Raw genomic sequence first — 12,728 nt, 5'->3', positions numbered from 1 at the left:
GTCGCGACAGGGGCGGCTAGTACACGATCCTAATAAACGACCAGCGCCACAGCACCCAGCCCCGAATGAGCCGACAGCACCGGCGGCAACGCACTCACCAAAAACTCCGGCGCCGAAGAAACGGCAGCATCATGAACTAGGGAGCTCTCCCCCAGCATCTGCTGAACCTGCTCATACAGCTGCAGCGCCTGCGCCGCATTGCCCACATGATGCACCGCAACCACCTCACCGCGCGGGGATGCGGCAAGCAAAGAACTAGCGGGGTCGGCGGCAGTAGAGCCCACTGAAGCAGAGCTGAGCGCCGCCGCATGCTGATGCTCACGGCAGGTCTGCACGGTCACCTCCACCAGGCGCTCTAGGGCGCGCGCCGCAGTGCGGGGGCGCTCCACATACGCCAGCTTACCTTCGGTAATCGTGCCAATCGGCTTAATCTGGAACATCTGACCCACCATCGCCAACGCCGGGGAAACACGGCCACCGCGGCGCAACGCATCCAGGGTCGGGATATAGAAGTAGAGCGTGGACTGCTCGCAGACGGACTGAATGTAGTCCACCAGCTGCGCGGGACTCGGACATTCAACACTCGCGCCTGCGGATGCAGAGTTCAGCACCTCCAAGGCACGCACCACCGCATGACCGTATGCACCCGCGACCGTGCGGCTATCCACCACGCTCACACCCGTAGAACCCAGGCGACTCAGGCGGGCACCGGTGCGTGCCGCCTCCACCGTGCCCGAGAGCTCACCGGACAGGTGCACAGACACCACATGCGTAAAACCTCGCGACGCCAAATCGTCATACACATCAGCAAACACGCCCGGCGCGGGCCCGGAAGTGCTCACCGTCTGGCCCATCACGTGCGCAAGCATAATCGCCTCATCCACCTCGGCGGCGGTCAAATCCTGCAGCTGACGATCCGGTGAACCGGGCGTGCGAATAGTCACCGGCATCGGAACGAGCACAAAATTACCGCGAGCGCTCAGGCGCTGCACGAGCTCGGGGTCGAGGGCGGCGGCGCTATCGGTCACCACGGCAATGCGGTTCTCTGCTTTGTTCTCTCGCTCCATATTCCGGCCCTTCTTCCGGTTCGTCAGTGCGTGATTCGATGACGAACCCTCTCCTAGCGTTCCCTGAACATTATGGCACTCATCACTACTGCAGTACAGCAAAGCCCCGCCGCACCTCCGGGTTCGTTCCGTTGAACGAACCGAAGCCACAGCGGGGCTTGTACTTTATCTAAAAAACTTCTTTATCTAAAGAGCTTAAATCACGATGTTCACGAGCTTAGGCGCACGCACAATCACCTTGCGGATCTCGGCATCACCAATCGAACGCTGAACAGCGGCATCCGCCAGAGCCAGCTCCTGAAGCTCCTGCTCGGAAATATCCTTCGCAACCTCCAGGCGAGCCTTGACCTTGCCCTTAATCTGCACGATAGCGGTGACGGTATCATCCACCAGCAGAGCCGGGTCAACCTCGGGGAAGCCCGCGGTCAAAACCGGGGTGTCGTGGCCGAGAGCGTGCCACATGTCTTCAGCGGTGTACGGTGCGTACAGAGACAGCAGAATAGCGATAGTCTCAGCAGCCTTACGGACAGCCGGGTCAGCCGCACCAGCACCGGAGTCAATAGCCTTACGGGTAGCGTTCACAAGCTCCATGGTCTTAGCAACAACCACGTTGAACTTGCCGTTATCCAGCAGGCCCTGAACCTCGTGCACGGTGCGAGCAATCAGCTTCTGCAGCTCCAGGTCACCGGTGGTTGCATCAACGCCGGGTTCGCTGGTGACGTCCTGAGCCACACGCCATGCGCGAGCCAGGAACTTCTGCGAACCGGACGGGGAAACATCCGCCCAGTCCACGTCATCCTCGGGCGGGGACGCGAAAATCATGGTGGTGCGGATAGCGTCCACACCGAACTTGTCGAGCTGCTCACCCAGGTTCACGCCGTTACCCAGCGACTTGGACATAGCCTTACCGCCGTTGAGCACCTGACCCTGGTTCATGAGCGCCTTGAACGGCTCATCGTGCTTAATCAGGCCCAGGTCGCGAACAACCTTGGTGAAGAAGCGTGCGTACAGCAGGTGCAGAATAGCGTGCTCCACACCGCCAACGTACATGTCGACGGCACCCCACTCGCTCATAGCCTGCGGGTCGAAAGGAGCCTTGTCGTAGTTCGGGGAAACGTAACGCAGGAAGTACCAGGAGGAATCCACGAAGGTGTCCATGGTGTCCGAGTCACGGCGAGCCTGCTTGCCACACTCAGGGCAAGGCACAATCGCCCAGTCATCAGCGGCGGCCAGGGGCGACTGGCCCTTAGGAGCCAGCTGCTCACCGCGCAGGTTATCGGGCAGCAGCACCGGCAGCTGATCCTCAGGAACCAGAACCTCGCCACAATCCTCACAGTGAATCACGGGGATGGGGGTACCCCAGAAACGCTGGCGGGACAGCAGCCAGTCACGCAGACGGTAAATGACCTTACCCTCACCGGTGCCGGCAGCCTCAACCAGCTCAATAGCCTTAGCGAGCGCCTCAGCCTTCGGCAGGCCGGTCAGCTCGCCGGAGTTGATGAGCACACCGTCACCAGCTGCGGCAACGCCGCTGGTAGCCGGGTCCTCAGCACCCTCAACGTCCAGGACCTTCACGATGGGCAGGTCGAACTTCAGGGCGAACTCAAGGTCACGCTGGTCGTGCGCGGGCACAGCCATAATCGCGCCGGTACCGTAGTCAGCGAGCACGTAGTCAGAAGCCCAGACGGGCAGCTTCGCGCCGGTCAGCGGGTTAATCGCGTAGCGGCCGGTGAACACGCCGGTCTTCTCGCGGTCGGAGGACTGGCGGTCAATATCGCTCAGTGCCTTAATGTCTTCGCGGTACTGCTCCAGGGCAGCCTTGTGCTCGGGCGCCACGATCTGCTCAGCGAACGCCGCATCCGCAGCAACCACGATGAAGGTTGCGCCGTACAGGGTGTCCGGGCGGGTGGTGAACACGGTGAAGGACTCAGCAGGCTGATCCTCGGTCGCCTCAATCTCGAAGCGCACCTCAGCACCCTCAGAACGACCAATCCAGTTGCGCTGCATGAGCAGAACACGGTCGGGCCACTTGCCCTCCAGCTGCTCCATGTCGTCCAGCAGCTGCTGTGCGTAATCAGTGATCTTGAAGTACCACTGGTTCAGCGACTTCTTAGTCACGGTAGTACCGCAACGCTCACACGCACCGTTGACAACCTGCTCGTTCGCGAGCACGGTCTGGTCCTTGGGGCACCAGTTGACCATGGAGTCCTTACGGTACGCCAGGCCCTTCTTGTAGAACTGCTCGAACAGCCACTGAGTCCACTTGTAGTACTCGGGGTCCGAAGTGTGCAGGCGGCGGCTCCAGTCAGCGGCAATAGCGTAACGCTTGAAGGACTCAGCCTGAGTCTCAATGTTCTTGTACGTCCACTCCTTGGGGTGAGTGTCGTTCTTAATGGCTGCGTTCTCAGCGGGCAGGCCGAAGGAGTCCCAGCCAATCGGGTGCAGAACATCGTAGCCGCACTGCTTGAAGTAGCGGGCGTTCATGTCACCAATAGCGAATGCCTCTGCGTGACCCATGTGAAGGTCACCGGAGGGGTACGGGAACATATCCAGCACATACTTGCGGCCCTTGGGGGCGTCACCGGTGGGCTGGAAAACCTTCGTTTCGTCCCAGTAGGGGCGCCACTTGGCTTCCATAGCGCGGAAGTCGTACGCATTTTCGTTGCGTTCGGTCTCTACCTGAGCAGACACAGCGATTCCTTAAATAAAGACAGGTTGATAAAAACTTAACCCTCCAAGTGTAACGCGAAACCCGCACCGCGCCAGAGTTGAGACTGTCTCGACTACCAAATGGACGGCACCACCCGCGCGATTACCTGCGCAATCACCCGCCCAACCACCGATGCGCCAGGCGGGTTTCAGAGCCCTTTCAGGCTTCTCCCCTAGAATTAAGAACGGGACTTTGCCGTCCCAGTACCCAACCCGCGAAAGGTACCCATGACCTCCACCGTTACCCCGGACTCCCCCAACACCTCAGTTCTTGAGGGTGTGCCCGGCCCGCTCATTCCCGGTACCCGCCACGACGCCCTCATTGGTGACGGCGCGCAGGCGGTCATGACCCGCTACTGGCAGTACGGCAAAGGCATGAACGACGGAACCTTCCCCGAAGGCTCCTACCCCGTGCTACTCGTGCACGGCTTCCGCGGCGACCACCACGGCCTCGAAATCATCGCGAACTACCTGCTGAAGCTCATCCCGAACGTCAGCATCATCAGCCCCGACCTGCCTGGCTTTGGCCGCTCCGCAGACCTGCCCGAAAATGCTCAGGGCGGAGACAACATCAACGCGTACGTGGCGTGGCTAAACGACTTCGTGGAACACACTAACCCCGCCCGCGAGGATGCACAGCCCCTACCGCTGCACCTGGTCGGCCACTCCTTCGGCTCCATCGTCACCAGCGCCTTCGCCGCCGCACACCCGAACTCGCTCGCGCTCCTCTCGCTCATCAACCCGATTAGCGAGCCCGCCCTCGAAGGCAGCCAGCGCGTCGCCTCCCGCCTCGCCTCCCTCTACTACCGCGCCGGCGCGGCACTCCCCGAAAAAATCGGCTACCCGCTGCTGCGTTCGCAGCTGATTACCCGCGCCTCCAGCGAAGTCATGATGCGAACCAAAGACAAGGCAATGCGCCGATTCATCAACGGCCAGCACGCCGCCTACTTCGGCTCCTTCGGCTCCCGCCGCGGAGTGCTCAGCGCCTACGAAGCGTCCATTACGCACGCCGCCGCCGAATACGCCGCCGCCATTCGGGTGCCGGTGCAGATGCTCGTTGCCGAAGACGACGACCTGGGCACCCCCGAAACGGCTCGCGCCATGTACGCAACGCTGACCTCCCGCAGCTTGCCCGCTACTTCGACCGGTGCCCGCGAGCGCCTGGACATCATCCCCGAAGTCGGGCACCTCATCCACTACGAAACCCCTCGCCGCGCTGCGGAACTCATCGCCGATTTCGCCGCCGACCACTCAGGGAACGAGAAGTAAGGAACCAACATGAAACTCATGGTTGACGCCCGATACACCCGTATCGGCTTCCACGACGGCATCAGCCGCTACACTGCGTCCCTGCTGGGCGCGCTCAAAACCCTCATTGACACCGGTGACGAAGCCGCCGCCGACCTCGACCTGACCATGATCATCAGCGATGAGCGTCAGCTGGATATGCTGCCCGATTTGCCGCACGTGAAGATCTGCTCGCCCACCGGCCCGCTCGAACCGACCGCCTCGCTACAGCTGAATAAGTATGCGCCGGACGTGGTGTTCTCCCCCATGCAGACCATCGGCTCCACCGGACGCAAATTCAAGCTGATCCTCACCCTGCACGACCTGATCTACTACTCGCACCCGACCCCGCCCGGGTTCCTGCCCGCACCGGTGCGCGTGGGCTGGCGACTCTTCCACAAGACCTACACCCCGCAGCGCTTCCTGCTCAACCACGGCGACGCAGTCGTGACGGTTTCGGAGTCGACCGCCTCACTGATTCGTGAGCACGAGCTGACCACCAAGCCGCTGTTCGTGGTGCCCAACGCCCCGCAGCCCGGCAGCGTCGTCTCCCGCCAAACCGCACTGGAACGCGCCACCACCCGCGAAGAGCAGCCCGTCAAGCACCTGGTGTACATGGGTTCGTTCATGCCGTACAAGAACGTTGAAACGCTACTACTGGCGATGCGTTCCCTGCCGGATTACCGCCTGCACCTGCTGTCAAAGATGCCGCCGCAGCGCCTGGTGCAGCTCACCGACGAACGCCTCATCGGTGAGAACGTGGAGGTGCACAACGGCGTGAGCGACGAGGAGTACCAGCAGCTACTCCGCCAGGCGCACGCCCTGGTGACCGCCTCCCGCGAGGAGGGTTACGGCCTGCCCGTGGTCGAGGCACAGGCTGCCGGTTGCCCCGCGGTGATTAGTGACATCCCGATTTTCCGTGAGATTGCGCCGCACGCCGTGTTCGCGCCGGTTGACGGTGCCCCGGAGGCGCACGCCGCCGACTGGGTGAAGGCAATCCGTTCCCTGGAGGACACCGCCGTTCGTGAACGCGTGATTATTGACGGCCTGTCGGATGTACGCCGCTACTCCTGGCGCGACTCGGCGCTCAAACTGCTGGAGGTCGTGCGCGGGCTCTAAGGCCTGCGTTAGGCAAAGAAATGCCGCCGCACTCCCCCGAAACTCGGGAGGGTGCGGCGGCATTCTCGTATTTAGTTTGTGGTCGCCGGGTGGCGTACGCGGCATACAGCAAACGATGTACAGCGGCGGTTCGCTACACACTTCCTCCGCGCCTACGCAGGGAACCTGCCCTCGCAGAGCTCGGGCACCCTGAGGGCGCATCCGGAAGGTGCAGCCTCACCGCATCACACCGGAGCAGGAATCCTTAGACCGTAGCAAAGCTACCGGTACGAGCCGCTTCCTTCGCGGCCAGCTCATCCGCGTGACCGTACGCGTAGAAAATCTTCGCGTCATCCAGCTCAGCAAAACGAGCCAGGTAACGGCACACCGCGCCACGCTGAGCCTTCGTCATCGAGGACAGCAGAACAGGGTCCGGGTGAGTAATGCCGTTGTCGCGGCTCGGTGCCGAATCGCCAAATTCCGGCTCGTAATCATAGGCAATATTGGTGAAGCTCATCGGCGAGAACCTTTCCTTAGGGCGTTTCTTAGGGCAGCGCCGCAACAATGCAGACGCTACCGGAGGCAACACCGCGAAAAGAACCTACGGAAATCATCGGAAGTCTCTTCGCAGTAGTGGTTGTGACACCTCTAAACTACCCAAGAGCTAATCAATGTTCAAGAACCATCAGGGAACGCCCCCATAGTGGACACGTCCCCGGTTGTCAGGAAGAAATCAGGGGCATCATAGCGGCATGGGACCGCCGAGTCTCCAACCGAACTGAAACCTGCCCGAAAGCCAGCGTGAAAGCCAGCCCGAAAAGCAGAAATGCTGCCGCACCCACAAAGAGTGCAGCAGCATTTCCAAAGCTAATTATGCAGGCTACGCCATAGTTGCGTAGAGACCGCGTTCAGCGTCCTTACGAGCCAGCTCGTAAGCGTGACCGTACGCGTAGAAAATCTTTGCGTCATCCAGCTCAGCGAAGCGCGCCAAGTAGCGGTAAACAGCTCCTCGTTCTGCGCTGGTCATGTCGGAAAGCAACACGGGGTCCGGGTGCATGACGCCGTAATTGTGTACAGAAGCAGACCCGCCGCATGCAGGTTCGTATGCGGGGGCGATCATAGTCTGAGTCACCAGTATTCATCTTTCGTTGGTGCGCACGGTTGTGAAGCGTGCGCGAAGTTGAGTGATAGATACTGCCAACACCACCTCGACAAGCACCGAAATAGTATCCGCAGTGCTGAATATATTACCGCGGATACGGAGACTACGCCAATTAGAATCAGCCAAACCCCAGCAAATCTTAGGTGCACACGAATGCATAAAAATTCTGGGATACCCTTCCACGGCACCGCCTAAGCGCCCTAAACTACAGCGCTCTGCCCTGCTTTACTCTCCTGCTTTTTCTCCCCTGCGGGGTTATGTTCCTCTGTATCCTCAGCGTCTTCATCCTCACCGTCAAGACCCAGAAGAGCCGTCACCATCGGCAAAGGATTGAACTCACTCAGCTGACCTGTGCGGTCCACCTTGTGCATCATGAACGCACGCTGCAAACGCCGCTGAGTCCACGGCGAAAGCACCATCATCAGCAGCGCCTCCACCACAAAAATGCCGACCAGAATCCACAGCAACAGATCCGAAGAACCCGCCTGCTCACGCAGCTGCTGAGCATCCGCCACCAGACGGTCAAAGCCCTCCGAATGCAGACGCGACGTATCAAGCCCCGTCAACGCGGACAGGCTCACCGGCGACGCCACATTCAGTAGCACCGACAGCATCAGCAGAAGCACCGCATACAGCCCGTAATGCATGGTGCGCATCCACTTCTTCACGCGCGCAAAACCGTGGTTCAGTTCCGTACCAATATCGGTGAAAGCCGCCGCCTTCTGCGCCTGCTCACCCGCCGGCATCATGTGCGGCACCAGGCGGTGCGCAAGCATCAACGGCACCGGCGAACACGCATCAAAATACTGCATGTGGCTATTCACCGACGGGCCCGGCAGGGTCACAAAGCTGACGTCTACATCGGCGGGCTGAGTAATATTCGACCTGCCAATACTGTCACCACGAGCGGAAATCTCGCACCGGTCAGCCACATCAAGATCCTGCAACATCGGCGCGTAGGCGCGCACATACAGGTGGCAGGCGCTACGCACCGACATCATGAGCACCAGAATTAGCGCACCTCAAAACGCCACGGAGGCGGCGGTCAGCTCAGGGACCGAGCCCTCAACACGTAGCTGAACCAGCAGCAGCATGAATACCGCGTACAGCATGAAAACGCCGTGCACGAAAAGCAACGGAATCAGCCACTTCACGTAGGCGCGCGTGCCGTACGGGTTGACCAGGCGCGCATCCGCCAGACGCACATCAGCCGGACTCTTTGCGGAGGGAGTTTCGGAGGCGCTGTCCCGGGCGCTCTTGCGGACAATACGCGCCCTACCCTTCAGGGTGCCCAGCATGCTCGCAACCAGCGGCGCAATGCTCAACACCAGAGGTACCGCGCTCAACGCCAGGGGTACCAGCATCGTATAGTGCAGTAGCGAACGGTACGGGCCAAACAGCAGGGACGCCTCCACCAGCCAGGAGAACGCCGCAACCACGCTCACCCACAGAAGCATGGCGCGGTTACGGTAGCTGCCCGCAGCATCCAGGGGCCCCGGAATGTCGTTGCGGTCACTAGCGATAATGCTAATCGGAACCACGCCACTACCCAGGCCGTAGAAGAAACGAATCGGCTTCTTACCCGCCGCCGCACGACGACGCAGTAACTCATAGCTCAAATATCCGCCCTGCGAATGAGCAATAATACCCACCGCATCGCTACGGGAACTCAAATCGTCCAGCTGACGATCCAGACGCGCATAAATACGCTCCAAATCGCGCGACTCCGGGCTGGTCGCCGTCTGAATCAGCTGCGTCGGAATAGCCTTCACCAGCGCCCACAGCTCACGGGCACGACGAGCCAAAACCCAGCCCACAATACCCAGGCCGAGCACCGCCGCCAGACCCGTAAATGCACCCTGCGGAGTACCCAGAGACGCCACAAAAGCATCACGGAAAGTCATCACAGCCATAGCCGCCAACACCAGCCACAGCGCCACGTTCACAAACCGCGCCATAGAACGCAACAGGTGCCCGGCACGCTCACGCCAGGTCACGCCGGGGCGCTCATAGTAGAAGCAGAACATCAAAAACAGCGGCAAAACCGACACCAACCAGGGCAAATGCTCCTTCAACGGGCGGTAATGCCTGGGCCGCCAGAAGCCCTCCTGAAAGAGGAGGCTGCGGCGTGTGATTGTGCGAACCGGGCGAGGCTTCGGCTGAGGCAGGCGCGGAAGCTCAAGATTAGGTAGCTCGATGTTCGGGAAATCGATGTTCGGGAGTTCTACCTTGGGAAGCTCAATTTTCGGCAGCTCAATCTTAGGGAGCTCTACTTTAGGCAGTTCCACCTTGGGTAACTCCACTTTGGGCAACTCAACCTTGGGAAGTTCCACCCTGGGCAGCTCTACCTTCGGAAGTTCTACTTTTGGCAGACTGATTCTTGTAGATTCTTTGGGCTCGGAGGCTTCGGCTGGTTCTTCCTGAGCGGAGTTCTCTTCAACCTCCGGGCTTTCCTCAACCGGGTCGGCGGGGTACTCCGTGCGCTCAATCGTCAACGAATACGTCAACTCGCTATGGTGGCTCAGCGGGTTCACCTCAGCGGCAGGCGGAAGGGTATCGCCGTCAGGAATCACCTCAACACGCACCCGCGCAGAAGCCTCCGCGGCGGGGGCATCTTCAGAGGCGGCGGCAGCATCCGCGCCCGTATTCAGCGCCAACAGGGTCTGCACGCTATCCGCCACCGGCTTACCAAAATACGCGAGCGTCTCGCCGTGATTCTGATAGCCAATACCATGAATCAGCAGCACCGCCGCATCATGATGCTGACCCTTACGGTGCAGGGCACTCTTCGGATGCGCAGAAGCATACTCAGCCAGCCGCCGCTGCTCACCATCAGACAGCGCACTACCCTTCAGCAGATGAGGCACCTTCGACATACCTCTCACCTCCTCGCCTCTGCGCACAGCGCGCCCGCAAACCCGCGTGCTCAACGCCCAACCCGGGGCAAAAAACCGCCCCTCACTAGAACACTACAGCACGACTAGAAAATCACAGCACGTCCAGGCCGTCACAACGAATCTGAACCGGACGCTCCCCTACGTTCTTCTTCAACGCCGCAATCGTTGCACGCGTAGCACGCAACTCGCGGGTCACCTGCTGAGCAATGCCATACGAGAAAAACATCAGGGTACGCCAATCGCCCTGAACCGGCGCCTCCTCAGAATCCTCCTCAAGAGACTCCGACCAGGCAAAATACCCCTGATCCAGCGGAACCGGACCCACAATACGCAACTGCTCACGCACCCGCTCCGGCAGCGCAGAAGAGCCCAAGAACTCCTCCATAAAGGCGCGAACATCCGCCTCCGCACCGGTCACCGCAGCCGTACGAACCGCCGGAGGCAGACCCGTCTGAGCGCGCTCCTCCAGCTCCCGGCGAGCAAACCACGCCGGATCCCAACGCACCAGCGCCTGCTCCACCGGCGATGGCGAAGCAGTCGTCACCACCGTACCCTCAAGAGCCGCCGGACGAACCAAGGCCGCCGCATTCAACCAGCGACGCAACGCCGCCTCCGGGGCACGCAACGAATCAAAACGAAGCATCTTATCGGCATCCAACAAAAGCGCCGCCGCATAGCCGCCAAAAGCCACCGGCTCAGCACCCGGAGTCGCCACCACCAACGCAGGCTCAGGACCAACCGACGCCCGCACATGATCACCCGCCGAAGAAATCACCGGAACATTCGGGAACGCACGACCCAGCTCCTCAGCAGTACGAGTCGCACCCGCCGCCGAATAACGCCAATGCGTAAAACCACACTCAGAACAACGCCACTGCTGCGCCAAATGACCGCACCACGAACACGACGGAACCGACGAACCCGAAGCCACCGACAAAGGCCCACTACACTCGCCACAACGCGCCGGCATGCGGCAACGCTCGCACGAAAACGACGGAATATAACCGCTACGCGCCACCTGCACCAACACGGGACCACGCGCCAACGCCCGACGAGCATGCTCAAACGCCAGGTGAGGAATACGCGCCATCGCCGCCAACGGGTCACGCGCCAACTCAAACTCCGAACCCGTCGAAAAAATACGCGGCGAAAAATCACGCACCAACGCACGCGGCGCACGCACATGAGACGCCCAGCGTGTACGCACCAGACGCGCCGCCTCACTACTCATGCTGAACCCGGCAAACAGCGCCGCAGTATTCTCAGCAGAAGCACGCAGAAGCAACACATCACGGGCATGACAATACGGGGCGCGCTGCTCCACCAGCGAAGAATCGCCGTCATCCCAGCACACCACCAGGCCCAGGTTCGCCACCGGCGCGTAGGCGGCAGCGCGGGTACCAATCACCACCGGCACCTGCCCCAAGCGCGCCTTCACAAACCCGTGATAGCGAGTATGCGGAGTCGAATCAGAACTCAAACGCACAAACGAGTCAGCCGGCAGACGCTCGGCGAGCGCCGCCTCCAGAAGATCCAGGTTCTTAGCGGTCGGAACCACCGCAATAGCGCCGCGACCACTGGCAGCAGCAGCCGCGAGTGCGGTCGCCAAAACATCCGCCCACGTATGCTCCAAGTGGCCGGGAAGAACCGTCATCACGGCGCGGGTCGCGGCACCGGCAGCGACATCTTCAATGAACTCCGCACCGTTCTCGTAATCGGAGAAGACGGAGGCGGCATCCGGCGCGTCCGGGTTCAGCGCCGGCGAGTCCAGCACGAAGGGTGCGGGAGCGCCGGGGGTGGCAAGCCACGCGTACGGGTCGGTAGCGATGGAAGTAGCGGCGCTGGAGGCAGCGGAGGCGGTAGAAGGCCCAGATTCCGTGCTCTCGGAAGCCACATGCTCGGAAGCCGCGCTCTCGGGAGCATCGGAAGTGCTTACCGGAGCAGAATCGCCCAAATAATCCGACTCATAACCCGGCAGAAGGGGCGCATACTTCTTATCCAGCGCGGCAATACGCGGCGGCACCGCCAGACGTAGCACGTTTGCCACCGTGGAGGCGTAACGGTCAGCAAGCGCCTCGGCAAGCGCAAAAATTTCGGGCGCAACAGAGGGCACACGCGACAGCACCGACTTGAGCGGCAGCAGCGAGGTGCGCGTCCAATCAGTCGTGGCGGCGCGCTCCTCAATGTAACCGGTCAGCTCGTGGCCGTTGAACAGCACACGCACGCGGGCGCCGGGCACCGCATCCTCACTCAGCTCGGCGGGCACACGGTAATCAAACGTGCGGTCCACCTGCGGCAGAGTGCTATCCACACGCACACGCGCCACAGGGTTCGGCACGCCGCTCGCCTCCAACTCGGCGGCAACGTTCACCGGCTCCGGGGCAGCCGGAATCAGGGCATCACGAAGAGCAGGAAATCCCTGCAACAGGTCAAGCTGTTGCAGGGATTCCTGCTGAGCACCCAACGGTGCTGAAGAGTTCGATTCAGAACTGCTCTGAGTCACCCGAA

Annotated in this window: 9 protein-coding genes; 2 read left to right on the top strand and 7 right to left on the bottom strand. The window is 61.1% G+C overall.

Translation table 11 applies throughout. From position 1 onward, the window contains the following. Positions 1-29 precede the first annotated feature (29 nt). Positions 30-1,067 carry a DegV family protein gene (locus HMPREF2842_RS05635; protein WP_070643222.1) on the bottom strand — a complete coding sequence of 346 codons (1,038 nt, stop codon included), beginning with the start codon at positions 1,065-1,067 and terminating at the stop codon, positions 30-32. A gap of 195 nt (positions 1,068-1,262) precedes the next feature. Then, positions 1,263-3,704 carry a leucine--tRNA ligase gene (leuS, locus tag HMPREF2842_RS05630; RefSeq protein WP_210398795.1) on the bottom strand — a complete coding sequence of 814 codons (2,442 nt, stop codon included), beginning with the start codon at positions 3,702-3,704 and terminating at the stop codon, positions 1,263-1,265. Between the two features lie 300 nt (positions 3,705-4,004). Here leuS and HMPREF2842_RS05625 point away from each other — a divergent pair, with 300 nt between their 5' ends. Further along, positions 4,005-5,045 carry an alpha/beta fold hydrolase gene (locus HMPREF2842_RS05625; RefSeq protein WP_070643216.1) on the top strand — a complete coding sequence of 347 codons (1,041 nt, stop codon included), beginning with the start codon at positions 4,005-4,007 and terminating at the stop codon, positions 5,043-5,045. 9 nt (positions 5,046-5,054) lie between these two features. After that, positions 5,055-6,182 carry a glycosyltransferase family 4 protein gene (locus tag HMPREF2842_RS05620; protein WP_005506156.1) on the top strand — a complete coding sequence of 376 codons (1,128 nt, stop codon included), beginning with the start codon at positions 5,055-5,057 and terminating at the stop codon, positions 6,180-6,182. A 244-nt stretch (positions 6,183-6,426) separates the two neighbouring features. Here the strand turns inward: HMPREF2842_RS05620 and HMPREF2842_RS05615 are convergent, their stop codons facing one another. The 5 genes from HMPREF2842_RS05615 to HMPREF2842_RS05600 form a co-directional block, all read right to left on the bottom strand. Next, positions 6,427-6,678, bottom strand: a complete 252-nt coding sequence (locus HMPREF2842_RS05615; RefSeq protein WP_070634098.1) for a DNA mismatch repair protein — start codon at positions 6,676-6,678, stop codon at positions 6,427-6,429. A gap of 363 nt (positions 6,679-7,041) precedes the next feature. Beyond that, positions 7,042-7,293: a hypothetical protein gene (locus HMPREF2842_RS05610; RefSeq protein WP_049327135.1), complete on the bottom strand. Its 252-nt coding sequence runs from the start codon at positions 7,291-7,293 to the stop codon at positions 7,042-7,044. A 230-nt stretch (positions 7,294-7,523) separates the two neighbouring features. Continuing rightward, complete coding sequence (locus tag HMPREF2842_RS09365; protein ID WP_246823206.1) at positions 7,524-8,324, bottom strand: hypothetical protein; 801 nt, start codon at positions 8,322-8,324, stop codon at positions 7,524-7,526. 21 nt (positions 8,325-8,345) lie between these two features. After that, the gene (locus HMPREF2842_RS09360) at positions 8,346-10,199 is read right to left on the bottom strand and encodes a hypothetical protein (protein ID WP_246823204.1); all 1,854 of its coding nucleotides are present in this window, start codon (positions 10,197-10,199) and stop codon (positions 8,346-8,348) included. Between the two features lie 112 nt (positions 10,200-10,311). After that, positions 10,312-12,723, bottom strand: a complete 2,412-nt coding sequence (locus HMPREF2842_RS05600; protein ID WP_049353129.1) for a primosomal protein N' family DNA-binding protein — start codon at positions 12,721-12,723, stop codon at positions 10,312-10,314. Positions 12,724-12,728: the final 5 nt, after the last annotated feature.

Source organism: Rothia sp. HMSC069C10 (assembly GCF_001812205.1).
In the GTDB taxonomy this organism is placed as follows: Bacteria; Actinomycetota; Actinomycetes; order Actinomycetales; family Micrococcaceae; genus Rothia; species Rothia mucilaginosa.
Note: the sequence above shows the minus strand (reverse complement) of the source record. Positions and strands in the feature narration are given on the sequence as shown.

Bases quoted from the DNA above. Each gene is read 5' to 3' on its own strand.
- HMPREF2842_RS05635 (WP_070643222.1), bottom strand. From the start codon at position 1,067: ATGGAGCGAGAGAACAAAGCAGAGAACCGCATTGCCGTGGTGACCGAT.
- leuS (WP_210398795.1), bottom strand. From the start codon at position 3,704: ATGGAAGCCAAGTGGCGCCCCTACTGGGACGAAACGAAGGTTTTCCAG.
- HMPREF2842_RS05625 (WP_070643216.1), top strand. From the start codon at position 4,005: ATGACCTCCACCGTTACCCCGGACTCCCCCAACACCTCAGTTCTTGAG.
- HMPREF2842_RS05620 (WP_005506156.1), top strand. From the start codon at position 5,055: ATGAAACTCATGGTTGACGCCCGATACACCCGTATCGGCTTCCACGAC.
- HMPREF2842_RS05615 (WP_070634098.1), bottom strand. From the start codon at position 6,678: ATGAGCTTCACCAATATTGCCTATGATTACGAGCCGGAATTTGGCGAT.
- HMPREF2842_RS09365 (WP_246823206.1), bottom strand. From the start codon at position 8,324: ATGATGTCGGTGCGTAGCGCCTGCCACCTGTATGTGCGCGCCTACGCG.
- HMPREF2842_RS09360 (WP_246823204.1), bottom strand. From the start codon at position 10,199: ATGTCGAAGGTGCCTCATCTGCTGAAGGGTAGTGCGCTGTCTGATGGT.